Consider the following 26,859-nt stretch of genomic DNA (forward strand, 5'->3'; position numbering starts at 1 on the left):
TTAGATCGGGAAATTGACGACACGGTTGAAGGAACAACCTGTGTCGAGGAGCCGACAAAGGTGATGGACAATGTCGGATGGCTGCGGCAGTCATCCGCTCGGCGCCGGGGCTTCTTCGCTTAGGGCGCTGAAATGATGGAGCGGAGAATGCGGCCCTTGCAACGGCGCTCACTTTGAAGAGAGCAGAGCATGTCAACTCGCCCGGCGGCTGACTGCGGGCCTCGCGGCGAGGGCGCGATGAAGGCCCCTCAAGGCGTGGGGGTTGATAGCGGTCGGCACGCCCTGGTGCATGATCGTGTTCGTCACCGGATGGATGCTATTTGCGCAGCATCCGGCGCCTGCTTGATACAGACTACGAGGTGCATGGTATGTCTCCCAGCTGCAATCATATGTGGCTAAGGTTTCCGTCTCTTCCAGCATCAACCGAGCCAACCACTGACGTGACCCACAAACCATTGATTTGATCGACGTATTTCCTTCTTTAGAGATTCCGGCGTGTTATAGTTTTGTCGTATTGCGTACAGGATCGTGTTCTTCTAACTGGCACTGCAAGGCGTAAGCGGTGAAGGCCCATCCTGACGATGTGAACCACTAACTTCTTTACCGGAACTGTTGGAGACCTGGCCAACTTCAAGAGCGATGCGGCAATTGGTCGTGCTTTCGTTTCGCACGCCTTCTGAAGGCCGCTACGCAGCTTGTTGACGACGGGCCTTGCAAGACTTCGCCTTCGGCTGCTCAGCGATAAGGAGCGACTTTGCCCGGCAGACGGCCGACAACGTCCGCTTCTTCCATTTGGCCCACCGTCTCTGATTGATGTCATAGCGCTCTGAAAGCGCCCTCACGCCGGCCTCACTATTTTGCATTGCTCGGCGACTGCCTGCAGCAGCGTTCAATCGATGCGGGGTTTGGTCCCGGTAGACCGAAATGCTGACAGAGCTTGGCAGCGATCGCATAGAACGCCTCCCTAGGGCTCGTAATGCTCGCGATCTCATGGGTCGCACCTATCCGGGAACATTCGCGGACAAGCGCATCGAGACTGCCGGTATCCACACTGACGGCCTCGATGTTTTCCGTTGCAAGATAGTCATACTGAGCTGGATCAGCTGACAGGACAATTGGATGCAATCCAAGACTCTTGGCCGCTTGGACGTAGAGCTGACCAAGACCTCTTATACCGCCTTCAACTAGGATGAGCACTTTCGTTGCCATTTGCTGTTAACCTCGATATTGTTTGTTTCACTGCGGTCCGAGAGCGGAGATCGGGATCAGCTGCGTTAGCCGCCCCCAGCTCGACAAGCGCGGCGAGTGTATTTTGGCAGGCCGTAGACTTGCCGATACCTCCTTACGTAGAACGCGATCTGACGCTGAGCTGCCATCTTGCTTCCTTTGTTGCTTAAACTAGTTCGGTTGTTCGGACACATGAAAGCGCGACAGATGCACGCCAAGGGGCGATCGTGCAAACGTCGTGCCGGACCGCAGGAGTGACCAAAATAAAGCTTATAGCCTTCTTTCAAATCGTTAGATCTGGAAATTGACCATATGGTTGAACGAACAACTTGTTCGTTCCGTTCCACGGCACATTGCCTGCCGATCAGCAGAAGATGCTGCTGAGCCCGTGCCATGCCGGTTAAGGTGAGCGCGAGAAGCTCCCGCGAACGCTCCTGGGCGCCCGAAGACGGCCAGTGTTGTTTCCGTGATGGCTTCGGCGAAAAAAGAATGGTTGGATCCCGCTTCGAAACCGAACATTCGCCTGGGAGGTGAAAGGATACGACCTGTCGGCGTCCATCTGAAAGGAGGCGGTAGACACGCACGGCTCCGGTCGAAACCTGATAGCACTTGTAGTTCAGATCACCGTGGGCATAGATCTCGCACCCCGGCTTGTAGGTGGCGACAAGATGGGGCCGAGGAATTGCGGCTGGTCCAAGGTGTTCGGCCTCGATGGACTGTGGTTTGGCTTGTGCAGCGGCGTACATGGACTATCCCCCGTTTGATGTGGGGACAGATTGGCAATTCGCGTGACTTGGAGAAATTCGGTTAGATCACTAAGCGTAACTACCTAGCTGCTTCAGAAACGGGGTTCTCGTCACGGGCCTGAGAATGCCTGACATGTCCGGCGAAGAGCTTCTGCGCAATCTCGACGATCACAAGATCAATATACCGTCGATCGTGATTACCGGGCACGGCGACGTGCCCATGGCGGTAGAGGCCATGAAAGCGGGGGCGGTGGATTTCATCGAAAAACCTCGCCCGTGAGTTGACGTTAAGGGCTCGCTCTTGTGGCTAAGGAGATTGGCAAATGACTTCGGCTGCTTTGGAATTCGTGTCCGTAACAAAACTTCCTTAGAAGAAGACAGCGGTCATATCTGGCCAGCGAGACGTTCGCCGGGCACCGAGTAAAATCTCGTCGCCGATGCCCGACGTAGCTATTGAAGAGAATATTTGACAGAAACTATGGAGACAATGTTCTAACTTTACATGGACCCACGAAACAACGATCTCCGTTGCTAGCGCCTGGGTATCGAATTCTCTAAGCCATCCAACTCTGGTTCTCCACAGGCGACACATGGCCTCAGCGTTCAGCCGTGCCGCCCGCTCGGGTCGCAGCAATCACGGAGCAACGACGCCCGGCCGGCCGCCTGTCCTGGAGGCGATCCTCACACTCCCGCTTGAGACTGACGCCATTTATTTCGGTTGGAATTCAAAACACGCAGCCCTTCGGCGGTCTCGGAGCGGCAGCTGGCGGAGATCGTGTCCGTCGAGATAGAGCGGATCAAGAGTATCCCTACGGGCAGAGCCGCCTTGTTTCATTGAGGAATTGAGGTTGTTTTCGTGAGGCTGGCGTTTCGCCACGTTGCTAACCACGAGGGGGTAGGGGCAGGATACGTGTAAAAACCGGTCATAGTGGCTCGGTCTACCGTCTGAGGTCTTCGATGCTGAGTTCTTTCCAGAGCCATAGAAAATCATAGGTTGCCATGGGGCCTTGCGGGTTTGGTCCGGCCGAGGACCGCAGTTCGAGATATTTGAGCCAGTCGGCAACTTTCAAGCGACCGTCTTTGGTGCGGGCTGCGGCGCGTGGGGAGATATCGCCGAGCATGGCGACGGGCTGGTCCAATGTGGCGCGATATTGCTTGTCGAACATGGCGTGGACGAGTGGGGTTGCGACTTCGGGCGGGATATCGTCTGCCGATGGCCTTCTGCCCTGATGCGCGGCCTTCAACTGTTCGATGGTCTGGATAGCGGAGAGAGGCGTGCGGACCATTTTTCCGAGGATGTTTTGCACGAGCTCGGCGCCCCTTTGGGCTCGCTCGGCAGAATTGACCATGAGGACGAGAAAACGTCCCTTGATTTCGAGGTTGCCGAGGACAGGCGTGCCGTCTTCCAATGTGACACCGGCGACAAGCGCATTCGGGTGTTCGGGCCTGGCTGGGCCCATGGCCGGCGGTCGGCCGAGCCAGTTCCAGAATTGCGGATTTTCCTGACGCAGGTCGTCCAATCCGGCAAAGCGGTCGGCGATGTCTTTCTCAGTGATGCCGACTTCGAGGGGGAAACGCACCTCATGAAACACGATGTTGTCGCCATCGCTGTTGCAGATGAACGGCTGAACCTCGCCGAGCACCCTGGGCAAGGTATCAAACAGCCAGGCATGAGTGAACAGCGGAGCTGCCGGGCGCAACGTGTCGTTGTCAAGGATCAGCTTTTTGCGGGATCGCTTCTTGCCGGACATTTCCCTGAGCCCTTCGAGAAGGGCTTCGGACGCCTCCGGCGAATAGGGCAGAATACCACCGGTTATGATGTTCGTGCCACCGACCTCCACGATGCGGGCGGCGATCTTTTCCCACTGCCGCAGGGTCTGGGTGGCGGTTCCCTCGCTGACCGTCACGGGGTCGCCGCCCCGCAAAAGGTCGCGCGCCAGGAAGGATTTGCCGGGCACGATCTCACAAACCTCGTAAAGGCTGATGACGGAGGTGCTGATCGCCTTCAAATAAGTCTTGCTACGTGCGGTTTCCTTGAATCCCCGGCTCTTGAGAAAGATATCGACGAAGGTCCGGCCGTCTGGTTCGAAGACCTGGGTGAGGAAATCCTCGAAGGCGCATCCCCAAAGGGTCATGGCCCAATGGTCGCCGAGAACCTCGCCAATCTCCTCGTGATCGAGGCCGAATTCGTCCATGACGGGCCAGAAGTGGTCGCCCATCACCTCCTCGAACTGAAGCGCCCAGTCGTCACGGCCGAGGAATTTGACAAGTGCGCTCAGATTGAAGCCGTTTGCGTTCATGGATGGTCCTCCGGCGCTATAGGGCGCGTGCCACTTTGATTGTGTGATCGTGCCTGTCTGACGATCTCGCCGATACGGCCCCGGCTGGCCCGACCATCGACTGCCTCCTGTATCTTGCGAATGCTGAGAACAGTGGATGTTGCGAGCGTCTCGATTTCCTCGACCAGACGGGAGCTAAGCCTTGGCCGGCCGAGATGCTTGCCGCGCGATCGGGCCGCCTGCATTCCGGCGGTGACGCGCTCGCTGATCAGGGATGATTCCAGTTCGGCCATGGCGCCGATGATAGTGAACATCGCCCGTCCCATGGGACTTGCGGTATCGATCTGGTCCTGCAGGCTGATGAAGCGCACGCCGAGATGGTCGAATTCCTCGAGCGCCGTCAGGAGATGGCGGGTAGAGCGGGCGAAACGGTCGAACTTCCAGACCAGAACGCAATCGAGTTCACGGTTCCTGGCGCGGGTCATCAGGGCGTTGAGCTTGGGGCGTCCTTCGCGGCGGCCGGAAACGGCGATGTCACAATATTCCCCGACGATGGTGAGGCCGGCGCGCTCGGCATAAGCACGCAGTCCGTCATATTGCAGGTCCGGTTTCTGGTCGGGCGTGGAAACGCGCAGATAGAGCGCCGCATGGTTTTTCTGCGGTGTGGATGTTGGGCTACGCCGTCCTTTAATGTATTCCTTTCCGGACGGCGGATCGCTATGTCCCGAAGCCTTTATTTTGCGCACTTTTTTCCATCCCTTCGGCAGACCCTTTTCTGGACATCTTATGACAGCGATCGACCGCACGGCCTACCCACGTTCTGCAGAGCGCCTCACCCGGCAGGAACTGGAGCACCGGTACAGCCTGAGCGAAGCCGATTTTGTCTTCATTGGTGGCAAGGCGCGTGGCCCTTCCGGTCGTCTGGCGTTGGCAGTTTTGCTGAAGGCTCGCCAGGATCTCGGTTTCTTTGCGTCGCCGGCCGACCTCCACGCAGAAACGATCGCACATTTGGCGACACAACTCGGTTTGACCGAGCCGCTGGCCTGCGTTGTTGAAGGCACCGGAGACAAGACGCTCTACCGGTATCGGATGGCGGTCCGGACCTTTCTCGATATCGTGGCCTACGACGAGGGGGGCGAGGATCTGTTGACGGCCGTTATCACGGAAGCGGCGTCGACGATGAGCGACCCGGCCGACCTGATCAATCTGGCGATCGAGGTTCTGGGCAAGGCATCGATCGATCTGCCGGCATTCAGCACATTGGATCGGCTCGCCAATCACCTGCGCACAAAGGTTCATACGACGATCTACGCCCGGACCGCGGAGCGTCTGGGCGAGGAAGATGCCACCTTGCTGGATGGGCTGCTGGTCGTTGCGCCCGGGGCGGTGACAACCAGCTTCAACCGTCTCAAGCACGCCCCAGGTCCCGCGCGCCCCGAAACCATCAAGCTTTGGACGGAACGGCTTGGATGGCTGACCGGCATGCTCGATCCCGATCCTCTCCTTCAGGACATAACCCACACCAAGCGCCGTCAGTTTGCCGCCGAAGCCCGCAGCATGGAGGTGAGTGATCTTCTGGACATCAGCCGACCTGGCAAGCGTCACACTCTTCTTCTCTGTCTGATCCAGCAGGCCCGCGCGCAGTGTCGCGACGAACTGATCGAGATGCTGCTGCGCCGGGTGCGCAAAACCCAGAACGCCGCCAGGGAAAAGCTCAAGGCCCTGCAGGACCAGCACCGGGAGATCGAGGAGAAACTGATCACGGTGTTGGGACAGGTGCTGGAGAACGCCAGGCAGAGCGAAAACGACACGGAAGTTGGCCGTCGAATCAGGGCCGTATTGGCGGAACGCGGCGGCCTCGATGCTTTGTCGGAGCAATGCGAGACTGTCTCGGCCTTTCACCACAACAACGACCTGCCGCTCTTGTGGTCGATCCATGCCAAGGTCCGTGCCCTGCTGTTCAGGCTGCTCGACCTCATGGACATCCGTTCGACGACGCAGGACCTCAGCCTGCTGGAAGCGCTGAGCATCGTCATCGATAACAGGAGCGCTCGCCGCGACGAACTGGCCTATGACATCGATCTGTCGTTCGCCTCGCAGCGATGGCAAAGCTTTGTGGTGAGACGGCGCAAGACGGGCGTCAATCTGGATCGGCGCGCGCTTGAAGTCTGTGTGTTCGTCCATCTGGCCGATGCGCTGCAAGCCGGCGATCTCTTTGTCGTCGGGGCCGAGACCTTCGATGATTACCGCACCCAGCTCCTGTCCTGGTCGGACTGCGCGGCACGCCTGGCCGACTATTGCACCGACCTTGGACTGCCGCGCTCCGGGGAGGAGTTTGCCACGTGGATGAAGGAGCAGCTGATGGCAGCAGCCACCGCGGTGGACGCAGGCTTTCCGGAAAATACGGAATTGAGCATCGACGCAGTCGGCGTGCCGCGCCTGAAACAACAGAAGGCATCCAGCCGGCCAGAAGGAGGTATGGTCTTCGAAGCCGAAGTTCATGCCCGCATGCGCGAACGGCACCTGCTCGATATTCTCAAGGACAGCACCAGCTGGACGGCCTTCACCCGCCACTTCGGCCCGCCATCGGGGGCCAATCCGAAGATTGCCAGGGCGCTGCAGCGCTACATTCTCACCGTGTTCGGGTATGGCTGCAACCTCGGTCCGGTCCAGACCGCCCGTCACGCTGTCGGCATCGCCAGCGCCGATACTTTGCGCCGGCTCAATGCCCAGCATATCGACGCGGCCAGGCTTGAGGCCGCGATGACCGATTTGATCAATGCCTATGTTCGTTTCGAACTGCCGAAGCTCTGGGGCGCCGGCCAGTCGGCGATCGCCGATGGCACGCATGTGCCGCTGCGCGAAAACAATCTCCTTGGGTCCCAGCATATCCGCTATGGCGCCTATGGTGGCATCGCTTACCACCACATCGCCGACAATTACGTCGCGTTGTTCACCACCTTCATTCCGTGCGGGGTCTGGGAAGCCATCCATATCCTGGACGGGCTTCTGAAGAACCGCTCCACCGTTCAGCCGGACACCCTGCACGCCGACACGCAAGGCCAGAGCGAGCCGGTCTTCGGTCTGGCGCGCCTGCTTGGGATCAAGCTGATGCCGCGCATGCGTAACTGGGGAGATGTTACCTTCTACCGTCCCGATAAATCGATGCGGTACGATCATATCGACGCGCTCCTCACGCGTGAGATCGACTGGAGGCTGATCGCAACGCACTGGCAGGATATGATGCAAGTGATCCTCTCCATTCAGGCGGGTCTGGTTCTGCCCTCGATGTTGCTGCGAAAACTCAGCTCGCACAACCGCAAAAACCGGCTCTACCAGGCCTTCCGGGAACTTGGCCGGGTAGAAAGGACACTGTTTCTGTTGCGCTATATCTCCGATCCGCAGGTCCGGCGCTCCATTCGCGCCGAAACGACCAAGATCGAATCCTTCAACGACTTTCTCGACTGGATTACCTTCGGTGGCCCCGTCATCAAGAGCGGCGATCCGGTTGAGCAGGAAAAGCAGGTCAAATATGCAAGCCTTGTCGCCAACGCCATCATGCTATCCAATGTCGCCGACCTGACGGACGTGATCAACTCCATGGCTGCCGACGGTCTGCCCGTCACGCCGGAGCTGGCTGCCTCCCTAAGCCCCTATGTTCGAGCGAAAATCCGACGCTTCGGGAAATACTCCATCGACATGGAGGATATACCAAAGCCGCTCGCCCCAGTCCCTCTGCCGTTCGATATGCCCGTGTGACCGGTTTTTACACGTATCCTGCGCCTACCCGCACCAAGCGCGACGTCGACCAGATCCGAAAGCAACCTCTGCGCAGAGGAGATTTCCCGCCTGGGCGCTCCATCCGCAGTGCGCCACCAATCCAGCGCCAGGTCTGCTTCCGTCCTGATGCTGCTGGGATCTCCGACCTTTAGCAGTCGAGACAGGCGGTACAGATTGCGCGAGATGCTTGCGGCGGGATGATGAGATTTCAGCAGCGCCTTGAGTTGTGGTGCTTGCTCCTGCAGCGCTTGAACTTCGTCATCACTAAGGTCCCCAACTTCGATAATTTTCGGGGTGCCGAGGGATGCAAGCGCATCGTTCGCGAGCCAAACCCGCTCAGCGATCGTCCTGAAGACCGATGATTTGCCAACGCCGGCATTGCCGCGCAGATGGATGAGCCTATGGCCATCCATTGCTTCATCGATCGCATCGACCACAACCTGCCGAGGCAAATGCACCCCCCCGACATCTCGTCCTATGTCTGCCAGGGCGTGAGTGCTGGCCTCAGCCAGTTTCGCCCTGGCTGGCGCGAGATTCCTGTCGCCTGACAAAGAATAATGCAGCCGGGTCAGCATTGCTTGGAGCTGTGCCTTGTCGAGCGAGCCGCCGGCTTTTCCCTGGGAGATCGCTATCTCGATTAAATTGCCCCAGAGTGCTTCTGTCCGATGCTGATCCTGCGCCGACAACACGTGACGAGCGACGAGCAGCGCGTGGTCGCGGGCCTGTGGTGCCCCAGATTCGAAATCAAATTCCAGTATCCGGAAGCGTCGCAATAGCTTCCAGATCGTCTGATCGTCATCAGCAATGCCATTCGCAACGACATTGGCGCGGAATGTAGTCACAAAGTCCCGCATTGCTTCAGATGCGATGCCGGTGGCGGACAATCTGGCAAAAAAGTCTGCACTGTTTGCGACTGCGCGGGCCCACTCCAGAACGTCCTGATAAGGCCCCGAAATCTTGGCGCTCGTCCGTTGGGTGGCGACCGCTAGAAGATGTCGATCCTCGGCGATGTCGGGGTTACCCGCCGTCTCGGCTATTTGCTGGCAGACGGCAAGGAAAACAGGGTCTTTGCCAGAGAATGTGATCGTGCGCTTGGACTGGATCTCAAGCACCAGCGGTCCATCAGATGACGAACAGTGCAGCACTAGGTCGTCGAGCGCGTATCCGGAATCGGCGGCCTGAAACTGGATGCGATTTATCGTGCCACCGGGCGCACCACGGGCCTCGTTGCCGGCGAGCATGGCCAGCATGTAATAGGCGCCAAGTTCCCCCTCGATGTAGGTGCCGGCTCCCCCTCGAGCGGCAGGCGCTCCGGAATATCTTGCTTCGTTCATAACCTGCCCTCTTTCGAGCAGATAACTTACGAAATACTCGCGTTAGCTTCAACTTGGGTTCGGTCCAGAGCGGTCATGGTCGCCGAGAATTCAAGGGAATTCTACGCAGATCTCTAGCGTCGTGAATTCCGCTGTGATCGACGTCCGCTTCCAGGCGTCGGTGTGGTTGCTCCAACGACCGAAATGGGCGCACACCCGCCGTCCGTGCTAACGAATTTATTGTCCGCTTCGGGTTACTAAATCGCGTCGGTAGCCAAAGTGCACGGTGTTTGAAGGGAGCCGTTCTTCACGAGCGGCGAACGGCTTGTTGCTAGGATGTTCACGTTCTGGGCCAAGAAGATCGCATAATGTATCGTCAGGAACACTCGGGGCTCAACGAACCACCAAACTGGATAGTAACATAGCATTTCAGCCGGCGGGGTCCGCAGTTCGAGTCCTTTCAAGACCCAGAAGGCTCGACGAGCAGTCCACGCATCATAGCATCGGTGATGGCACCGGTTCTGATGAAGCCAACCTTCTCAGGTAGTGGCATGATTACTCCGCCGCGGCTCGCGAACCAAGGGAAACGTCGGTCGTGTAGTTTTCGCGCAGGAATGCGATGAAATTGTCTTGGAACTGCCGCGTGTGGGCGTGCGCCAGTTCGTCAGCGCGCTCGACGTCCTTGGCCCTGATGGCTTCGAGCATCAGTTCGTGCTCGTCGGTCAGAAGATAACCGTCGCCGGTGCGCTCCAGGTATTCGAAATGCAGATGCAGCATGCGCTGCCCCTGGTTCAAAAGCCGCTCGTAGAACGAGGCGAGATAGGGATTCTTGCCTGCATAGGCGATGGCCATATGAAACTGCTTGTTGGCTTCCGACATCTTCAGATGCACGTTGGTTTTCACCGCGGCCTCGAATTCCTTCTGCCGTTTGGCGATGATCTTCAGGTCCGCGTCAGTGCGTAAGGCCGCGGCAAGGCGTGTGTTCATGCGCTGGGCGACGTCGAGGGCCTCGACGTATTTCGGGAAGCTCGCCACCTCTATTGGCGCGACGATGGTGCTGCGGTTGGAGAGCGTCACCACGAGGTCTTCGCCGGCCAGCCGGATCAGCGCCTCACGCACCGGTGAGCGCGACATGTCGAAGCGTTCCGCGAGTGTGGTCTCGTCGAGCAGTTGGCCCGGCGGCAGGCTCAGCGCTAGGATCTCGCCCCGGAGCGTCTCGTAGACATTTTTCCAACCGGTGCCGCGCACCCGTTTCGATTCAAGTTCCTCAGACACTTACGTCCCTTTTCGTCAGCGGCGGGCATTGGGCCAGAAAATCAGGCCGTCATCAATCGTAAAATTTCTGCTTGACTTTGTCGACAGCGAGACGACATATTTTTACCAGTCGACACGGAGCCGACAAAAAACGACCGCAAGAACGGCCGAAGCCGACGGGTGGAACGCGCTTACAGCGCTTAAAATGGGGAATGCACATGCTTTCAAAGATGATGACGTCCGCTCTGCGGGCGACGGCGGCGCTCGCCCTGACGTTGGGTGTTTCGACTGCGACTGCCTCGGCTCAGACGGCAGAAGGCTATTGGCAGGGCGTTCAGAAATCCGGCACGCTGCGCTGCGGCGCCGCGGTTGCCCCGCCCTATGTGATGCGTGATCCGGCCAGCGGTGAGTATTCCGGCTTCTTCGCCGATCTCTGCCGCGAATTCGCTGAAGTGCTGCAGGTGAAGCCAGAATTCGTCGATACGACTTGGGACAACATTGTCGCGGGGCTTCAGGCCGGCAAATGGGATCTCTCCCTGGCGCTGAATCGCACGCCGGCGCGCGCCATGGCGGTGCAGTTTTCGATCCCGGCGATGGAGTACCAGATCTCTCTCGCGTACAACAAGGACAATCCGAAGATTCCGGCGGGCGCCACCTCGGTTGCCGACATCGACAAGGCCGATGTTACGCTCGCCGTCATGTCCGGCACGGCCCAGGACAAGGCGATTTCAGCCGCAGTCAAAACCGCGACGATCCTGCGTCTTCCGACTAATGACGAAACGCGTCTCGCCGTGGTCTCCCGTCGGGCCGACGTTCTCGTCGATGCCTCAGATACCAACCAGTTGTTCACCCAATCGAACCCGGATTGGGCGGTTGCGATGAACCCGACGCCGGCCCTCGCAAAGCAGGGCGTTGCCTTTGGCCTGCCGCATCAACTCTCCGCCGCGGATGTTGAAGTGGTCAATATCTTCCTCGAAGAGCGGGTCGCGACCGGCCACGTCGAGGAACTGATCCGCAAGGCCGTCGACCAGGTCCTGAAGGCCAGCAACTGAACCGTGCCGGGGCCGCCTCCCGGCGGCTCCGCTCCCTGTCTTAAGGAGGAGAGTTGGGACGATGTCGGACACAGCTGCGCTGGTCAAAATCGAGGGACTGCACAAGAGCTATGGCGGCGTCATACAGGTGCTGCAAGGCCTGGATATCGAGATGAAGGCCGGCGACCGTGTCGTCGTCATCGGCCCCTCCGGCGGTGGCAAGTCGACTCTTCTTCGGGTGTTAATGGGGCTCGAGCAAATCGATAGCGGCTCGATCCTCTTCGGCGGTAAGCCCTACATCTCCGCAAACGGCTCCGGCAAGACCGTCATCGATGCCAAGGTGCGACGCTCGATCGGCATGGTGTTCCAGCACTACACGCTGTTTCCGCATCTCGACGTGATCAGTAACCTGATCCTAGCACCGACGAAGGTGAGGGGCGAAAACAAGGCGGTAGCTCGCGAACGGGCGATGGCGCTGCTCACCCGCTTTGGACTGGCGGCCAAGGCCAATGCCTATCCGGCCCAGCTATCAGGCGGCCAGAAACAGCGCGTGGCGATCGCCCGTGCCCTGATGCTCGATCCAAGGCTGATGTTGTTCGATGAGGTGACCTCGGCGCTCGATCCCGAGCTCGTCGCCGAAGTCGAGCAGGTGATCATGCAGCTCGCCCAGCAGCAGATGCCGATGGTCATCGTTACTCACGACATGTGGTTCGCCAAGAACATTGCCTCCCGCGTGATCTTCTGCGCCGGTGGCGTGGTCGTCGAGGATGGTCCGCCGGAACAGGTGCTGGGGGCGCCGAAAGAGGAACGCACCCGCGAATTTATCGAGCGCGTCTTCCACATCAAACACTGAGGAGCGACGTCATGAATTACAGTTTCGACTTCGCGTCCGTGTTTCGCAATTTCGGACCGCTCTGGGAAGGCCTCTGGGTTACGGTTCAACTCACGATCGCGGCCAACGTCATTGGGCTGACGCTCGGTTTCCTGCTTGCACTGCTCGTCATGAGCCGCTGGGCAGTGATACGGCTCCCTGTCACCCTCTTCATCGAATTCTTCCGCTGCACGCCGGCGATCATCCAGATCGTCTGGTTCTTCTATTGCGTCCCGATGCTGTTCAATGTTTTCCTCGGCTCGGTGACGATGGGCATCATGGCGCTTGGCCTCAATCTCGCGGCCTTCAATGCCGAGGCCTATCGCGCCTCGATCCAGGCTGTTCCCCGAGAGCAGCTGGATGCGGGTATAGCGCTCGGCCTCAACCCGTTCCAACGGATCCTCTACATTGTCCTGCCGACGGCGGTCCGCAGTTCAATCCCGGTCCTGCTCACCAACGGGATCGGCATCTTCCAACAATCCGCACTGGTCGCGATCGTGGCCGTTCAGGACCTAATGTATCAGGGCAAGACACTCGCAACGCAGACCTATCGTCCGATCGAAACCTTCACCATCGTCGCGCTCGTCTATTTTGCCCTGTCGTTTCCGGTCTCGCAGATCGTCGGCTATCTGGAACGCCGCCGCGAAGCCATGGCAAGCTGAGGAGACCAACGATGATGAGCTTCAACTTCGCGATCGTGCTCAAGTTCCAGGAGGCTCTCCTTCTCGGCCTCTGGACCACACTCAAGCTCACCCTGATCTGCATCGTGCTCGGCTGCGTTCTCGGCTTCCTGCTGGCGCTTGCCCGCACATCGAAAAGAGCCATGCTGCGGGGCGTTTCCGGCATCTACGTAGAATTCTTCCGCGGCACACCCGTGCTCGTGCAGTTGTTCTGGATCTTCTTCTGCCTGCCGCTGATCCTCGGCGTTGAACTCTCCAACATGGCGTCGGGCATCATTGCCCTTACGCTCTACATGGGCGCGATCAGCAGCGAGACGTTCCGGGCATCGCTCAAATCCGTTGGCCGTGAGCAACTGGACGCATGTGTGGCGCTGGGGCTTTCTCCTTGGGTCCGGACGACGAGCGTCGTTCTCCCGCAGGCGGTGCTGCGCGCGGCACCCACGCTGCTTTCCAATTGCGTCAGCCTCTTCAAGGAAAGCGCGCTCGTCTCGGCCGTCGGCATGGCGGACCTGATGTTCGTTGGCCAGAACATCTCCAACAACACGGCGCGGCCGGTCGAGGTGCTGACCGTCGTCGCGCTGATCTACTTCGTCATCGCCTTTCCGCTAACGCGTGCCGTCACGGTTGTCGAACAACGCATTCTCAAGCGGCTGGCCGTCTGAACGCGCCAACCGCCTGGACCCAAAATGGAGACCCTCATGAAACTCTCAGGCGTCATGCCCGCACTCGTCACCCCCTTCGATGCCAAGGGCAAGATCGACTTCAAGGCATTGGAAAAGCTGCTTGTCCACCTGCGCGACGCGGGGGTTACAGGCTGGGTGCCGAACGGCTCGACCGGGGAATATTTCAGCCAGTCGACGGCGGAGCGTCGGGAAGTTCTCCAGGTCGTCAAGGACTTCGCCAAGCCGGGTGAAATTTTGATCGCCGGCACGAACGCACCTGCCACGCGCGAAGTCATTGAACAGACCGCGATGGCAAAGGAGATCGGCTACGACACGGTCCTGCTCGCGCCTCCCTTCTACACACGCCCGACCCAGGAAGAGCTCATCAAGCATTACGAGACCGTGCTTTCCGCAGTCGATGTCAATCTCGTGCTCTACAGCTACCCCGCAAAGGATGGCTCGGACATCAGCTTCGAACTGATGGATCATTTCGCGGACAATCCGCGCGTTATCGGCATCAAGGAAAGCTCCGGCGTCTTGCAGCGCGCGATCGACATCGCAAGCCGCTATGAGGGTAAGATCCAGCTCGTCAGCGGGTCGGACGACATCGCGCTCGATTTCATGTTCTGGGGTGCGGACAGCTGGATCTGCGGCCCGTCCAACTGCATGGCCAAGGCCTGCTGCGATCTCGACCGAACCTACAAGTCGGGGGATTTGGACAAGGGCCGCGAGATGATGAAGACGCTCTACCGCGCGATGAATATCCTCGAGTCCGGCAAGTTCGTCCAGAAGATCAAATATGGCTGCGAATTGCAGGACCTGCCGGTCGGCGAGTGCCGCGCGCCGCTTGGGCCCCTCACGGATGACGAAAAGGCCGAGTTCCGCGCCGCTATGGAACCGATCCTGAACTGGTGAGCCGCCATGGCCGGGCGGCTCGCGCCCGGCCGATCTTGAAGCCTGACGGGAGAGCGCAGCATGACCACCGTCGTTATCGGCGCGGGCATTATCGGTACGACCATCGCCTACGAACTGCAAAAGCGTGGGCGGCGGGTCGTCCTGCTCGACAAGGGCGAGGTCGGATGTGGCGCGTCCTACGGCAACATGGCGTCGATCGCCGTGACGGAGTTCATGCCGGCCTCGCGCCCGTCGATCTGGAAACAGATCCCGGGCTGGATGCTTGATCCGGAAGGACCGGTTCGGGTCCGCCCCGGTTACATGCCGAAACTACTTCCCTGGTTCGCTCGCTTCGTTGCGGCGTCTCGGCCCAGCAAGCTGCGTCAACTTGAGGCCCAGGGGGCGGTTCTTTGTAAGCGCGTCTATGAGGACCTGCTGCCGCTGCTGCGCGAGACGGGACTGGAGGGTGAGCTGACGGAGGAGGGCTGCCTCTCGCTCTATAGCAGCGAGGCGGAGTTCCGCGCCGACCGCGAGCATATCGAAATACTGGAGCATTTCGACTTACCGCACCGGCGGCTGACGGGCACTCAAGCGCGGGAACTGGAGCCGGAACTCTCCGAGAGCATTGGTATCGCCGTGCTCTTGCCACAAAACCGGAGCCTTCGCGACCCGTTTCGCCTTGTGCAGAGCCTTGCGCAGCGCTTCACCGCGCTCGGCGGCGAGTTTCGGCGCGGTGCGGTGGGCGGTTTCGACCGCTCCGACCGCATCTCCGCCGTCCGGCTTGTCGGCGGCGATCCTATTGCCGCCGATGAGGTGGTGATCTGCGCTGGGGCTCATAGCGGCTTGCTGTCGAAGATGCTGGGCGAACCGATGCCGCTCGAAACCGAGCGCGGCTATCACACGCAGATCATGTCGCCCGGCATTTCCATGCGTCACTCAATCATCTGGCCTGCCCGGGCCTTCATGGTCACACCGACGGCGGGCGGCATCCGCGTCGGCGGAACGGTCGAGATGGCGGGTCTCGATGCCGCACCCGACTATCGGCGTTCAAAGATTACCGTTCGGCGGGCGCAGACGGCGTTGCCCAACCTGCGCTGTGAGGACTTTTCCGAGTGGATGGGCCATCGCCCGGCCTTCCCGGATACCGTTCCAGTCATTTCGGCATCGGCGAAGACACCAGGTGTCTTCTACGCCACCGGTCACGGTCACCTGGGCGTCACCTATGCGGCAACCACCGCGCGGCTGATGGGCGATCTGATCACCGGCGCGACACCGCCCGTCGATATACGTCCCTATCGCATCGACCGGTTTTGAAAGGAGTTCTCGATGACCGATAAGGTTTGCCTGATCACCGGTGGCGGCAGAGGCATGGGCGCGGCGGTGGCGCGTGAGATGCACGCGCGCGGCTACAAGCTCGTCCTGATGTCGCCTTCGGAAAATTGCGAAACGCTGGCCGCAGAGCTCGGCGGCATCGCCCGCCGTGGCGTGGCGCAAAGCGCTGCTGATCTCAAGGGCATCGCCGATCTCGCCATGTCCACTTATGGCAGGATCGACGCGGTACTGAACCATACCGGCCATCCCCCAAAAGGCGACCTTCTCGAGATCACCGACGAAAACTGGGATCTCGCCAATGACATGATCGCCAAGTCGGTCATCAGAATGGCACGGCTGGTGACACCGGTGATGGAGGCGCAGGGCGGTGGTTCGATCGTCAACATCACGACTTATGCGGCGTTCGAGCCGTCACTTTGGTTTCCTGCGTCCTGTGTCTATCGCGCCGGGGTCTCCTCCTTCACCAAGCTCTATTCGGACCGCTACGGTCCGAAGAACATCCGCATGAACTGCCTTCTCCCAGGCTTCACCGACAGTCTCGATGTCGGCAAATTTGCAGATCTGACAGCGCTCAAGAGGATCGGCCGGGTTGAAGAACAGGCCAAGGCTGCGGCTTTCCTGCTCAGCGACGATTCCAGCTACATCACCGGCCAGAGCCTTCGAGTCGATGGCGGGCTGACGCGTCACATGTGAGGACACCATGCAGAACAAGCTTTTCATCGATGGCCAGTGGGTCGCTCCAGTCGACGGGGCCATGCTTCCGGTGATCGATCCAGCGACTGAGGAGGTTTTCCACCACATCGCCGCGGCCGGCGCTGCGGAAGCGGAGATGGCGGTGAAAGCGTCACGCGAAGCCTTCGACAATGGCCCCTGGCCGCGCCTTTCGGGCAAGGAGCGCGCAAAATATCTACGTGCGATGGCGCGAGAGATCCGTGATCGCCTGCCGGAATTGGCGCGCATGGAAACCCGCGACAACGGCAAGCCGTTACCCGAGTCCGAATGGGACCTGACGGACGCTGCCGGCTGCTTTGATTTCTATGCCAACCTTGCCGAGGAGCTGGATGGCGAGGTCGAAGAGGTGAAGCTTTCGGATGTGCGCTTCGTCTCGAAGGCCGTGCGCGAGCCGCTCGGTGTCGCCGTTGCCATTGTTCCCTGGAACTATCCGCTCCTCATGGCCTCGTGGAAAGTCGCGCCAGCGCTGGCGGCCGGCTGCACCATGATCCTGAAGCCCGCCGAAACCACTTCGCTGACGGCGCTGGAGCTCGGCGTCATTGCCGAGGCGGTTGGCCTGCCGAGAGGCGTTTTGAACATCCTTTCGGGTAAAGGCTCTGTCGTTGGACAGGCGCTGATCGAACATCCTCAAGTCGACAAGGTCGCCTTCACCGGTTCGGGCACAGTCGGCTCGCGCATTATGGCCGCCGGCGCGCGGGACATCAAACGCATCAGCCTGGAACTCGGCGGCAAGTCGCCGTTCGTCGTCTTCGCCGACAGCGATATCGAGAAGGCGGTCGAATGGATCATGTTCGGCATTTCCTGGAACCAGGGCCAGGTCTGCTCGGCCACCTCGCGCGTTCTTGTGGAAGCCCCGCTCTATCCGCAGCTCTTGGAGCGTCTGGTGGAGGAAGCCAAGAAGGTCAAGATGGGCAACGGACTTGAGGCAGGCACGCTGCTCGGCCCACTCGTCAACAAAGGGCAATACGATGATGTCCTCCGCCATGTCGCCCGCGCCGTCGAGCAGGGGGCGACCGTCGCCTGCGGCGGCAAGTATGACGGCTTCGACAAAGGCTTTTGGGTGGCGCCGACCATCGTCACTGACATGGCGCTCGACAGCGATGCCTGGCTGGAGGAAATCTTTGGGCCCGTCGTCTGCATCCGGCCCTTCCAAACCGAAGAGGAAGCGATCCGTCTTGCCAATGGTTCGCGCTTTGGCCTTGCCGCCGCGGTCATGTCGGCCGACGATGAACGCTGCGAGCGCGTCGCTACCGCCTTTCGCGCCGGGATCGTGTGGATCAACTGCTCGCAACCGACTTTCACCGAAGCACCATGGGGTGGCTACAAACAGTCCGGCATCGGCCGTGAACTCGGCCGCTGGGGCCTCGACAACTATCTCGAGACCAAGCAGATCACGCGTCTGGTCAGCGACGAGCCGTGGGGATGGTATCTGAAATGATCTTCGACAAGGCGCTCGATATACTACTGGTCCATTGCCAAGGGGAAAGCGGCAACGTCCTTGTCAGTGGGGCACCGGAAATCCCGGGCGCGACGATCCTCGACAAGATGAACCATCTGAACAATGTAGACCCGTCGCTGCGTCTGTTCCTGACGCGAGAACCGCGCGCGCAGGTCGTCCACACCACGAACCTGCTGCTGCCTCCGACCCGGTCGGATGCTGATGCGGCCTTTATCGTGCTGCAGCCCGATCGCGCCCACCCGATGTCCGGTTCCAACTGCATCTGCGTGGTAACCGCGCTTCTGGAAACTGGTCGGGTCGCCATGACGGAGCCCGAGACGATTGTCCGGCTGGATACGGCCGCCGGGCTAATCGTCGCCCGCGCACTATGCAAAGGCGGACGGTGCTTGTCGGTCAGCCTCGACAATGTGCCGGCCTTCGTCCATCAGCTCGACGTTGCGATCGAGACGCCGAAATGGGGCCTTATCACCGGCGACATTGCCTTCGGTGGCGTGTTCTACGCCCAGATCGATGTCGATCAAATCGGGCTACGGATCGTGCCTGAGGCAGCTCGTGCGCTGGCCGAGGCGGGGACCGAAATCAAGGCTCTGCTGGCCGAGCAGGTCGCGGTGTGTCATCCGGAGATCCCAAGCCTGAATGAGATCGCCTATGTGATGTTTCGCGACTATCAGCCGGACGGCTCGGTTGTCACATGTACGACACTGAAGCCGGGCCGCGTGGACCGTTCGCCCTGCGGCACGGGCTCATCGGCCAATCTGGCGATCCTGCACGCGAGGGGGCAGGCAAGAACCGGCGACAAGCGGTTTTCGCGCAGCATTATCGGCGGTACCTTCACGGCTGAGATCCTGGGCGAGACCACGGTTGGGGGCCGCCCCGCTATTCTGCCGCGCATCACCGGCCAGGGCTATGTCTTCGGTCTCCAGCAATTGCGGCTCGATCCGCAGGATCCGTTTCAGCAAGGGTTTGCAATGTCGGACACCTGGGGTCCGCAGGTGGGCGAGCTATGAAACTTGCTGAACAAACCATCCTCGTCACCGGCGCGACTGGCGCCATCGGGCAGGCGATTTGCTGCGCTCTTGCTGCGGACGGCGCGAATGTCGTCGTCCACTATGGCCGCAATCGCGATGCCGCAGAGGCGCTGGTGAAGATGCTGGATGGCAGGGGCTGGGCTGTATCGGCCGATCTTTCGAATCCAGTCGGTCCACAGGAGTTGTGGGATCAGGCCATCGCAGCCGCCGGCACGCTGACGGGCCTGGTCAACAACGCTGGCATCCGCTCGGAGGTCGCGGTCGACGCGCCAATGGACGAATGGCAGCAGGTCTGGGCCCGCGAAATGCGAGTCAATTTTCTGTCGGCGGTCGATCTGTCGAAGCTCGCCATCCAGCATTTTCGCGCCAATGGCGGCGGCCGGATTGTCAATATGGCGAGCCGGGCGGGTCAGCGCGGCTACACCTCCAGCGCCATGGCCTACGGTGCCTCGAAAGCCGCCCTGATCAATCTCACCAAATCCATCGCGCAAAGCCATGGGCATGAGAGTGTGACCTCGGTTGCGCTGGCGCCCGGCTGGGTGCGCACAGAAATGGCCGAAGCCTATATCGCCGAGCACGGCGATGCAGCAGCCCTGGCCGGCATCCCCATCGCCCGGATGGCCGACCCGCAAGAAATCGGCGAGATTACCGCCTTCGTTTTCCGCCCCTCGCAGGCTTCGCTCAACGGCGCCGTGCTGGACGTGAACGGCGGCAGCTACATGAGGTAATTGCATGCGTTTTAAGGACAAGGTTGTCATCGTCACCGGCGCCGCCGGTGGTATCGGAGGTGCCGTCAGCGCCCGCTTCGCCTCTGAAGGAGCCCAGGTCATCGCCGCAGATATGAACAGCGAGGGTGCGGACGCAATCGTCTCCCAGATCGTGTCCGAGGGAGGCAGGGCGCGGGTGTTCGCCAGTGACATCTCGACCGCAGACGGCTGCCGGGCGATCATCGAGAATGTCATCGCGACCGAGGGCCGCATCAATGTGCTCTGCAACAATGCTGGCATAAACCGCCGTGGCAACCTCCTGTCGCTGACGCCCGAGGACTGGCGGCTGAGCTTTGCGGTCAATGTCGATTCGATGTTTCACCTGTGCCAGGCCGCACTTCCGCACATGATCGAGGCCGGCGGCGGCGCGATCGTCAACACCGCCTCCCAATGGGGGCTCTACCCGGCTCCGAACCACATCGCCTACAACGTGACCAAGGCGGCAGTGGCGAGCTTTACGCAAAACCTCGCCCGCGACTATGCGCCGAACAAGATCCGCGTCAACGCCGTCTGCCCGGGTGAAATTCACACGCCAATGCTGGAGGCCGGGGTTAAGCGGTCGGGCCGCACCATCGCGGACCTCGACAAACTCGTTCCATTCGGCCGGATCGGAAAGCCGGAGGAAGTGGCCGCTCTCGTCGCCTTTCTCGCCTCGGACGAGGCCGCCTTCATGTGCGGCTCGCTTGTCGAGATAACCGGGGCTCAGGCGGTGGCCTAAGTAGGCGAACGTGCGCCTTTGCGCTGCGAAATCGCACATGTATCAACGGGAACCCCTTGATGCCGAGCCTGAAGAGACCGCTCCCACTGGACGGGTTCGCCTCACCTCAGCGAAACACCTTGCGATCCGGCGATGGGCACTCTATATTCAAGTTTAAATGGATTGGGGTTCGTTCCCGGTCGGCGTCGTGGCCTCGGCTAGTCCGGGGCCTTTCGCTTTTTCATGGGAACACCTTGAGCCCGTACCACATGCTGTTGTTTTCCGGCCCTCTCCAAATCTTCCGCTGAATTATTTCGAAGGCTCGGTTTGGCTGGGTGGGACGTAGGATCCGAAGGCCGATGGGCCTAGCGATGAGATCGGCCAACTGTAGACCAGCGCTATTTGCCTGCTTTGACACAAAGTTGATCTCGAAATCGGGCATCGCAACGCCGGAAGATTGCAGAAAATGTTGGCCCGCGACAATTCTGCGGAACTCCACTTCGAGTTCCAGATCTTCTTTGCCCCGCCCAGGTTTTTCACGGGGACTGCGAGATTCGCAAACCACGTGACATTCGCCTCTGTCATCATGAAAACGTAGGAACTCGTTGGCTTTTTCCAAGCAGAACAGCAGTGCGAGCTGATATGGATTCTCTGGATTGGTGTACCGCCGCTTCAAGGCATCTTTTCGTATGACAGCTGCAATCACCGTCATCGGCGTCGTTTCCAGTACCGCGGAGAGATCGTTCAGAAAGCGTTCTCGAATGTCATCGAACTGTAGGAAGCCGAACGGGAATCTCCTCTTCACTATGTCGCTTTCATGCAGCACAAAGCTATCGTGCCCAAACCATCTAAACTTGAAGTCCTGCAGGTCTCGACTTGCTTGCGCAGAGTATTGGGCCTTTTCGAAGATACAGAACGAGAGCACAAAAACGGGATAATTCTCATCGATGGATGTGAGGCTATGGTCGCCGCTCTCGTCGACATAGATGATGAAATTGCTGAAGCTCATCCCCTTCGTTTAGCTGAGTCGTTCAAAAGGTTCATCAATGATGGCGGGCTCGGAGATTCGAATCTGTTCAAGGCGGACAGGCTGAGTACTGGGCTCCGCAACTTCGATCGCCGCTCAAGGTTTGGACCTGATGATCTGTGTGCTCGAGCATTTATGTTGCGCAGTAATCTGCAGTTGCACCCACCCTTTTCCTGCTGTGACAATCAGCATCTGACCAAGCGGGTGGCTATGCCACGCTGTTCGAGCACCGGGTGCGAACGTGACAAGTCCGGATGACGCTGGCGTCGATAGTGAAGTAGGCAGAAGCATATCGACGACGACGTGGCCTGTGAAGTTCTTCGCATGCGCGAGGACAGACGCTGCGGCGCCTACGGGGTTGACGGTAATGCTTCGGATCTTGCGGCCGGCGCGTCGACTAATGCCATGGTGGAAAGGGTGGCAGCGATGAGGGCGTTCTTCATGGATCAATCCTGCCTGTTCGGTATGACTTTCTTCGCTCACTGCTGGCGCTTCTTGAGCACTTCGGCAACGACAGGCCCTGCCGAGAGAGCATTCGGCCAGCCGGCGTAGAAGGCAATCTGCGTCACGACCTCGCCCGCCTGCTCGGGAGTGAGGCCGTTGTCGAGCGCCCTGTTGAGGTGCCCTGCGAGCTGAGCCACCTGGCCGTTGGCCATTAGGGACGTGATGGTCACGAGACTGCGGCCACGCGGCGAGAGATCCGGTCGCAGCCAGACATCCTTGAACAGCGGATCCGTCGTGAAGTCTGCCAGCCCAGGCGATGCATGGCCCAGTAGGCCTTCGACCGCCTTTTGACGTGCAGCCTCACCCTCCTGGTAGAGCGGCATGAGATCCGGAGAAGCTTCAGGCAACTGATCTGCGCCTATGTTCCGCTCGGCGAAGATGTCATGGGCGACAGCCACCGCCGACGTGGCGTTCGTCCAGCCCGCATAAAATGCAAGATGCGAGATGATCTCGGAAAGCTCCTTCGGCGTGACGCCGTTGTCGAGCGCGAGGCTCATGTAGTGTGGAAGATCGGCAGTCTGGCTGCGGGCGATAAGGGTGGCGACCGTGACGACGCTACGATCGCGGAGGGAAAGCTGCGGGCGGGCCCACAGGCCTTCGACGACGTCCTCCTTCTCGTATCGCCCGAGAGCGGGGGAAACGCTCCGGATCTCGTCCGAAGACACGCTTGTCGATCTGGTCATGGTCGAGCTCTGCTGGGAGAAGGCGGGTGAAGATGCGATGGTCGCAAGAGTGAGGGTGGCGGCTGCCAGAAGTTTCACGGTCGTCATCCTTTCGATGGTGTACCAACCACCATGAGATAGGAGCGAGGAAACGCAGGATTAGAACGCCGTTTCTGATAGGGTTTATCCGATCTCGACATCAAACGTCAGCGACACTGCAAAGACGAAGACGGCCGAGGGGCTGTCCTTCGGCCGTCTTGGGTCAAGTCGGAAACCGCCGCCGGGCGGTCAAAAGGCTGGTTTAAAGTTCCTGCGCCGTCGGACGGAACAGGATCTCATTCACCGCGACATCCTCGGGTTCGTTGATTGCAAAGGCAACCATCCTGGCAAACGTGTCGGCTGGGACGCCGACCTGACCTACGTAATCCTGGTTCGCCTGCTGCACGTCCTTCTCACTGATGTGGTCCAGCAGCTCCGTCTTGACGGCGCCGGGCGAGATAATCGTCGTGCGGATGTTGTACGGCGCCATCTCCTGCCGCAGCCCCTCCGACAATGCCCTCACTGCGAATTTGGTGGCCGAGTATACTGCCGAGCCCCCGAAGAGCTTGTGGCCGGCCACGGAGGATAGATTGATAATGTGGCCCGACCTCTGCTCCTTCATATGAGGGAGCGCTGCGGCGATGCCGTACAAGACGCCTTTGACGTTGACGTCGATCATCTGGTCCCATTCGTCCACCTTCAAACGATCCATGGGCGAAAGCGGCATGACGCCCGCGTTGTTGATGAGCACGTCGACCCGTCCATAGATCTCAACGGCCGCGTCGATCAACTTCCGCAGGTCCTCTTGCCTCGTCACGTCGGTGACTACAGCAGTGGCCTTGTGGCCGGCTTCGTTGAGTTCGGCGGCTAGGGCGTCGATCCGATCTGAGCGGCGCGCTCCAAGGACTACGTTGGAGCCCTTGGTTGCGAGATACCGGGCGGCTGCGGCACCCATGCCGCTCGAGGCGCCTGTGATCACGATGGTCTTGCCAGCGATGTTGTCTGTCATTTCGTGTCTCCTGACGAGAAGCGAGACGGCGTTGTGACCAGAAGGTCACCTCGCCGCCTACGATTAGTTCGACCGGCGAGTTTGGCTTATGCCAGATGTTGACCGAAGAACTCGGCCATCCGGTCGAAGGGGATCTTGTCCATGCGGTCGTAAAGGTCGGTATGGTTTGCGTCCGGAATGATCATCAGTTCCTTCGGCTCCGCGGCGGCTGCGAAGGCGGTTTCGCTGAAGTAGCGTGAGTGAGCCTTCTCGCCGTGGATGAACAGTACCGGACGCGGCGAGATCTCCGCGATGTAGGTCAGAATCGGCATGTTCATGAACGAGATCGGCGTGGTCTGCGACCAGGCGTTGCCCGAGTTGACAGCGCGCTTATGATAACCGCGCGGCGTCGAATAGTAGTCGTGGTAATCGACCATGAACTGCGGTGCATCTGGACCGACCTCGGCGTTATACGCCGGCTGATAGGCGGGTGTGTCCTTCTCGGCATCGACCCATCGCTGACGGCTCAACTGCTCCAAGGTCTTGGTGCGCTGTTCCAGTGTGACTGTGTCGTTGTACCCCTTGGACATGACGCGCGTCATGTCGTACATGGTGCTGGCGACGACTGCCTTGACGCGCTTGTCGACGGCAACGGCATTCAAAGCCATGCCGCCCCAGCCGCAGACGCCGATCACGCCGATCCGTTCGCGGTTCACTTCTGACCGCAGCCCGATGAAGTCCACCGCGGCACTGAAGTCCTCGGTGTTGATGTCCGGCGAGGCGATGTTACGCGGTTCACCGCCGCTCTCTCCGGTATATGATGGATCGAAGGCAAGCGTCGCGAATCCACGTTCTGCCATCGTCTGCGCGTAAAGCCCGGACGACTGTTCCTTCACCGCGCCGAACGGCCCGCTGACGACGATGGCGGCCAGCTTGCTGTTGCCTCGCTCCTTGGGGAGGTAGAGATCTCCCGCCAGCGTGATGCCATATCGGTTCTTGAACGAGACCTTTTGATGGACGACCTTGTCGCTCTTCGGGAACGTCTTGTCCCATTCCGTGGTCTGAGCCAGGGCCTGGGTGCCGGCAGCCGCCGGGATGAGGCTCATGGCCGCGACGGCGATACCGGTTGCTTTCATCAGGCCGCGCCTGCTCGAATTGAAGCCGTCCTGCCTCTCAATGTGCTTGCTCATTTGGAAATCTCCTGTCTGGATGAGTTGAGTGTCACTGGATGCGCTCGATGCGCAGCGGGAATTCCCCAGGGACGTGAAGCGCTTCATAGCCGTCTTCGAAGCGACCGAGGCGGACGAGGCCCGGATGCTTGTAGTCGGCGTAGAACATCACGAGATTTCCCCAGGGCATGTAGTAGCAGAGGTCGTATGGCCGCTCGTCGGAGAAGGGTCCGTGTCCTTCGACCGTCAGTTTGCGTGGCAGGTATGCGATCTTCTCGTTCGATCCGAAGCCCTTGATCTCGAGATCGAGTGGAAGCAGGAGGCGAAGTCACGGGCGGACGGATTGTCGTAAAGTGTCGCCGTCATCGTGTGGTGGCCGAAGGTAAGCCTTATCTTCACGTCAGTCGGCTCCTGTTGTTGGGTTCGGTGCGACCCAGGCCTGGCAGTTGCAAGGACGGCAGCAACTAGCACCAGGGTCCGGCGCGACATGAAGGGCGGCCGATAGCTCATGAGGCTCTCCTGACGGTGTACCAGGCGGCGATCGACGCGAGAGACGAGCCGACAAGCAAGGCTGCGCTGAGGGCAAAGGCGGACCACCAACCGACCGTGTCGAAGAGGAGGCCGCCGATCGATGCTCCTGCCGTGATCGCGAGCTGGATGACCGCGACCTGCAACCCTCCTCCCGCCTCGGCGTCATCGGCGAGATATCGGCTGAGCCAGGTTCCCCACCCGACAGGAGCGGCAGTCCCGAAGAGGCCCCAGCCAACGAGTGCGGCGAACACGGGAAGCTCCCTGTCTCCAAAAGCGATCAGGAACAAGGCGATTCCTGCCATCACCAAGGGTATGACAACAAGGATGCTGAACAGACGCTGCCTCAGCAGTCTACCGATCAACCAGGTGCCACCCGCCCCAGCGAGGCCCATCACGAGCAGGCTGAGCGAAAGCGTCTCGATGCCGAGATCAGTTACCTGCTCCAGGAAAGGACGCAGATAGGTGAAGAGCGCGAACTGTCCCATGAACAGGAGCAGGATCGCCATCATCCCCGCGATGACAGGGGGTTGCCGGAGCAACCTCAACACGTTCGGCGAAGACTGGCCGGCCCGGACAGGCAGCGAAGGAAGGCTGATAAACTGCCAGAGGATCGCAAGAAGGCTCACCGGAACAACGAGGAAGAACGCGCCTCTCCAGCCGACGTATGCGCCCAGGAGGCTGCCGGCCGGAGCCGAGATGGTCGCGGCGATCGCATTCCCGGCGTTGAGCAGGGCCAGCGCTGCAGGCACCTGGCTCCCTGATACAAGCCGCATGACGATCGCTGTCGACATGGACCAGAAGCCTCCGATCGAGATGCCAAGCAGCGCGCGGCCGATCATGAGGACGGGATATGTTGGCGCGCACGTCACGATAATGCCGGAGACCGTCAGAAGAGCGGTCAGTCCGAGAACCACGATCCTCCGGTCGAGCCGACGGGTGATCGTCGCGATGAAGAGGCTTGTGATGACTGCGAAGACGCCGGAGATCGAGATTGCCTGCCCGGCCTGTCCCTCGGAGATGCTCAGGCTCGACGCAATGGGTGTCAGAAGACTGACCGGCATGAACTCGGAGGCGATCAGAACGAAGACGCAAAGCGTCATGGAGAATACTGCTCCCCAAGCGGCCTTCTGGCTCTCGATGCCATCTTGAAAGGTTATGCTCATGTCATGGATCCTTGCGTGCTCGCG

The 26,859-nt window shown here is 60.0% G+C and carries 21 protein-coding genes and 5 pseudogenes; 13 read left to right on the plus strand and 13 right to left on the minus strand.

The annotated features are described in order from the left end of the window. Positions 1-879 precede the first annotated feature (879 nt). Both JOH52_RS33740 and JOH52_RS33745 read right to left on the minus strand, forming a co-directional pair. Positions 880-1,209, minus strand: a pseudogene (locus tag JOH52_RS33740) (hypothetical protein); the annotation flags it as partial. Positions 1,210-1,565: 356 nt separating this feature from the next. Then, positions 1,566-1,973, minus strand: a pseudogene (locus JOH52_RS33745) (cyclic nucleotide-binding domain-containing protein); the annotation flags it as partial. Between the two features lie 94 nt (positions 1,974-2,067). Between JOH52_RS33745 and JOH52_RS33750 the strand changes: the two are divergent. Then, positions 2,068-2,244: pseudogene (locus tag JOH52_RS33750) on the plus strand (response regulator); the annotation flags it as partial. Positions 2,245-2,911: 667 nt separating this feature from the next. On the opposite strand, the gene JOH52_RS33755 reads toward JOH52_RS33750, so the two are convergent. Together JOH52_RS33755 and JOH52_RS33760 are read right to left on the minus strand one after the other, a co-directional pair. After that, entirely contained in the window at positions 2,912-4,273 is a 1,362-nt protein-coding gene (locus tag JOH52_RS33755; RefSeq protein ID WP_012881183.1) for a DUF7986 domain-containing protein, read from the minus strand. Then, positions 4,270-4,998, minus strand: a complete 729-nt coding sequence (locus tag JOH52_RS33760) for a recombinase family protein (RefSeq protein WP_012881182.1) — start codon at positions 4,996-4,998, stop codon at positions 4,270-4,272. Before JOH52_RS33760 ends, JOH52_RS33755 begins: the two co-directional genes overlap by 4 nt. Before the next feature lie 40 nt (positions 4,999-5,038). On the opposite strand from JOH52_RS33760, the gene JOH52_RS33765 reads away from it, so the two are divergent. Continuing rightward, positions 5,039-8,011: a Tn3 family transposase gene (locus JOH52_RS33765; protein ID WP_012881181.1), complete on the plus strand. Its 2,973-nt coding sequence runs from the start codon at positions 5,039-5,041 to the stop codon at positions 8,009-8,011. Here JOH52_RS33765 and JOH52_RS33770 read toward each other — a convergent pair. The 3 genes and pseudogenes from JOH52_RS33770 to JOH52_RS33775 form a co-directional block, all read right to left on the minus strand. Beyond that, complete coding sequence (locus tag JOH52_RS33770) at positions 7,906-9,366, minus strand: hypothetical protein (protein ID WP_017266172.1); 1,461 nt, start codon at positions 9,364-9,366, stop codon at positions 7,906-7,908. The two genes, JOH52_RS33765 and JOH52_RS33770, sit on opposite strands and share 106 nt — an antisense overlap. A gap of 448 nt (positions 9,367-9,814) precedes the next feature. Next, positions 9,815-9,898: pseudogene (locus JOH52_RS36400) on the minus strand (pyrroline-5-carboxylate reductase); the annotation flags it as partial. Between the two features lie 2 nt (positions 9,899-9,900). Then, a complete protein-coding gene (locus tag JOH52_RS33775; RefSeq protein WP_014531197.1) occupies positions 9,901-10,620 on the minus strand; it encodes a GntR family transcriptional regulator in 720 nt (239 codons plus the stop codon). A 197-nt stretch (positions 10,621-10,817) separates the two neighbouring features. Here JOH52_RS33775 and JOH52_RS33780 point away from each other — a divergent pair, with 197 nt between their 5' ends. The 11 genes from JOH52_RS33780 to JOH52_RS33830 all read left to right on the plus strand — a co-directional run bounded on the left by JOH52_RS33780 (position 10,818) and on the right by JOH52_RS33830 (position 20,773). Next, positions 10,818-11,651, plus strand: coding sequence for a substrate-binding periplasmic protein (locus tag JOH52_RS33780; protein ID WP_014531198.1), 834 nt, complete (start codon positions 10,818-10,820; stop codon positions 11,649-11,651). Between the two features lie 61 nt (positions 11,652-11,712). Next, entirely contained in the window at positions 11,713-12,483 is a 771-nt protein-coding gene (locus JOH52_RS33785; RefSeq protein ID WP_014531199.1) for an amino acid ABC transporter ATP-binding protein, read from the plus strand. 11 nt (positions 12,484-12,494) lie between these two features. Next, a complete protein-coding gene (locus JOH52_RS33790; RefSeq protein ID WP_014531200.1) occupies positions 12,495-13,163 on the plus strand; it encodes an amino acid ABC transporter permease in 669 nt (222 codons plus the stop codon). Between the two features lie 11 nt (positions 13,164-13,174). Continuing rightward, entirely contained in the window at positions 13,175-13,843 is a 669-nt protein-coding gene (locus JOH52_RS33795) for an amino acid ABC transporter permease (protein WP_014531201.1), read from the plus strand. A gap of 36 nt (positions 13,844-13,879) precedes the next feature. Then, on the plus strand, positions 13,880-14,758 hold the full coding sequence (locus JOH52_RS33800) for a dihydrodipicolinate synthase family protein (protein WP_014531202.1): 879 nt from the start codon (positions 13,880-13,882) through the stop codon (positions 14,756-14,758). A gap of 60 nt (positions 14,759-14,818) precedes the next feature. Further along, positions 14,819-16,051: an NAD(P)/FAD-dependent oxidoreductase gene (locus JOH52_RS33805; protein ID WP_014531203.1), complete on the plus strand. Its 1,233-nt coding sequence runs from the start codon at positions 14,819-14,821 to the stop codon at positions 16,049-16,051. Positions 16,052-16,063: 12 nt separating this feature from the next. Next, a complete protein-coding gene (locus JOH52_RS33810) occupies positions 16,064-16,762 on the plus strand; it encodes an SDR family oxidoreductase (RefSeq protein ID WP_014531204.1) in 699 nt (232 codons plus the stop codon). 7 nt (positions 16,763-16,769) lie between these two features. Next, positions 16,770-18,239 (plus strand): aldehyde dehydrogenase family protein, encoded by a 1,470-nt coding sequence (locus JOH52_RS33815; RefSeq protein WP_107010538.1) that lies wholly within the window; start codon positions 16,770-16,772, stop codon positions 18,237-18,239. Beyond that, positions 18,236-19,267: a proline racemase family protein gene (locus tag JOH52_RS33820; RefSeq protein ID WP_107010539.1), complete on the plus strand. Its 1,032-nt coding sequence runs from the start codon at positions 18,236-18,238 to the stop codon at positions 19,265-19,267. The genes JOH52_RS33815 and JOH52_RS33820 overlap by 4 nt, the downstream gene beginning before the upstream one ends. Beyond that, a complete protein-coding gene (locus JOH52_RS33825; RefSeq protein ID WP_014531207.1) occupies positions 19,264-20,016 on the plus strand; it encodes an SDR family NAD(P)-dependent oxidoreductase in 753 nt (250 codons plus the stop codon). The genes JOH52_RS33820 and JOH52_RS33825 overlap by 4 nt, the downstream gene beginning before the upstream one ends. Positions 20,017-20,020: 4 nt before the next feature. Next, positions 20,021-20,773, plus strand: coding sequence for an SDR family NAD(P)-dependent oxidoreductase (locus JOH52_RS33830; protein WP_014531208.1), 753 nt, complete (start codon positions 20,021-20,023; stop codon positions 20,771-20,773). 220 nt (positions 20,774-20,993) lie between these two features. Here JOH52_RS33830 and JOH52_RS33835 read toward each other — a convergent pair whose 3' ends face one another. The 6 genes and pseudogenes from JOH52_RS33835 to JOH52_RS33860 all read right to left on the minus strand — a co-directional run bounded on the left by JOH52_RS33835 (position 20,994) and on the right by JOH52_RS33860 (position 26,835). Then, on the minus strand, positions 20,994-21,761 hold the full coding sequence (locus JOH52_RS33835) for a DUF3800 domain-containing protein (RefSeq protein ID WP_014531209.1): 768 nt from the start codon (positions 21,759-21,761) through the stop codon (positions 20,994-20,996). A 497-nt stretch (positions 21,762-22,258) separates the two neighbouring features. After that, positions 22,259-23,053, minus strand: coding sequence for a carboxymuconolactone decarboxylase family protein (locus JOH52_RS33840; RefSeq protein WP_017265564.1), 795 nt, complete (start codon positions 23,051-23,053; stop codon positions 22,259-22,261). Between the two features lie 193 nt (positions 23,054-23,246). After that, entirely contained in the window at positions 23,247-23,993 is a 747-nt protein-coding gene (locus JOH52_RS33845) for an SDR family oxidoreductase (protein ID WP_014531211.1), read from the minus strand. A gap of 86 nt (positions 23,994-24,079) precedes the next feature. Further along, positions 24,080-25,162: an alpha/beta hydrolase gene (locus JOH52_RS33850; protein ID WP_014531212.1), complete on the minus strand. Its 1,083-nt coding sequence runs from the start codon at positions 25,160-25,162 to the stop codon at positions 24,080-24,082. 31 nt (positions 25,163-25,193) lie between these two features. Continuing rightward, positions 25,194-25,651, minus strand: a pseudogene (locus JOH52_RS33855) (cyclophilin-like fold protein). Beyond that, the gene (locus JOH52_RS33860; protein ID WP_026030436.1) at positions 25,648-26,835 is read right to left on the minus strand and encodes an MFS transporter; all 1,188 of its coding nucleotides are present in this window, start codon (positions 26,833-26,835) and stop codon (positions 25,648-25,650) included. The pseudogene JOH52_RS33855 and the gene JOH52_RS33860 overlap by 4 nt, the downstream one beginning before the upstream one ends. Positions 26,836-26,859: the final 24 nt, after the last annotated feature.

Origin of the sequence: Sinorhizobium meliloti (genome assembly GCF_017876815.1) — a bacterium.
GTDB classification, from domain to species: Bacteria; Pseudomonadota; Alphaproteobacteria; order Rhizobiales; family Rhizobiaceae; genus Sinorhizobium; species Sinorhizobium meliloti.

What these genes read in the sequence shown, in the direction of transcription:
- JOH52_RS33795 (WP_014531201.1), top strand. Translation starts at nt 13,175, where the DNA reads ATGATGAGCTTCAACTTCGCGATCGTGCTCAAGTTCCAGGAGGCTCTC.
- JOH52_RS33800 (WP_014531202.1), top strand. Translation starts at nt 13,880, where the DNA reads ATGAAACTCTCAGGCGTCATGCCCGCACTCGTCACCCCCTTCGATGCC.
- JOH52_RS33825 (WP_014531207.1), top strand. Translation starts at nt 19,264, where the DNA reads ATGAAACTTGCTGAACAAACCATCCTCGTCACCGGCGCGACTGGCGCC.
- JOH52_RS33860 (WP_026030436.1), bottom strand. Translation starts at nt 26,835, where the DNA reads ATGAGCATAACCTTTCAAGATGGCATCGAGAGCCAGAAGGCCGCTTGG.
- JOH52_RS33810 (WP_014531204.1), top strand. Translation starts at nt 16,064, where the DNA reads ATGACCGATAAGGTTTGCCTGATCACCGGTGGCGGCAGAGGCATGGGC.
- JOH52_RS33830 (WP_014531208.1), top strand. Translation starts at nt 20,021, where the DNA reads ATGCGTTTTAAGGACAAGGTTGTCATCGTCACCGGCGCCGCCGGTGGT.
- JOH52_RS33765 (WP_012881181.1), top strand. Translation starts at nt 5,039, where the DNA reads ATGACAGCGATCGACCGCACGGCCTACCCACGTTCTGCAGAGCGCCTC.
- JOH52_RS33790 (WP_014531200.1), top strand. Translation starts at nt 12,495, where the DNA reads ATGAATTACAGTTTCGACTTCGCGTCCGTGTTTCGCAATTTCGGACCG.
- JOH52_RS33770 (WP_017266172.1), bottom strand. Translation starts at nt 9,366, where the DNA reads ATGAACGAAGCAAGATATTCCGGAGCGCCTGCCGCTCGAGGGGGAGCC.
- JOH52_RS33845 (WP_014531211.1), bottom strand. Translation starts at nt 23,993, where the DNA reads ATGACAGACAACATCGCTGGCAAGACCATCGTGATCACAGGCGCCTCG.
- JOH52_RS33780 (WP_014531198.1), top strand. Translation starts at nt 10,818, where the DNA reads ATGCTTTCAAAGATGATGACGTCCGCTCTGCGGGCGACGGCGGCGCTC.
- JOH52_RS33805 (WP_014531203.1), top strand. Translation starts at nt 14,819, where the DNA reads ATGACCACCGTCGTTATCGGCGCGGGCATTATCGGTACGACCATCGCC.
- JOH52_RS33850 (WP_014531212.1), bottom strand. Translation starts at nt 25,162, where the DNA reads ATGAGCAAGCACATTGAGAGGCAGGACGGCTTCAATTCGAGCAGGCGC.
- JOH52_RS33755 (WP_012881183.1), bottom strand. Translation starts at nt 4,273, where the DNA reads ATGAACGCAAACGGCTTCAATCTGAGCGCACTTGTCAAATTCCTCGGC.
- JOH52_RS33840 (WP_017265564.1), bottom strand. Translation starts at nt 23,053, where the DNA reads ATGACGACCGTGAAACTTCTGGCAGCCGCCACCCTCACTCTTGCGACC.
- JOH52_RS33785 (WP_014531199.1), top strand. Translation starts at nt 11,713, where the DNA reads ATGTCGGACACAGCTGCGCTGGTCAAAATCGAGGGACTGCACAAGAGC.
- JOH52_RS33815 (WP_107010538.1), top strand. Translation starts at nt 16,770, where the DNA reads ATGCAGAACAAGCTTTTCATCGATGGCCAGTGGGTCGCTCCAGTCGAC.
- JOH52_RS33835 (WP_014531209.1), bottom strand. Translation starts at nt 21,761, where the DNA reads ATGAGCTTCAGCAATTTCATCATCTATGTCGACGAGAGCGGCGACCAT.
- JOH52_RS33820 (WP_107010539.1), top strand. Translation starts at nt 18,236, where the DNA reads ATGATCTTCGACAAGGCGCTCGATATACTACTGGTCCATTGCCAAGGG.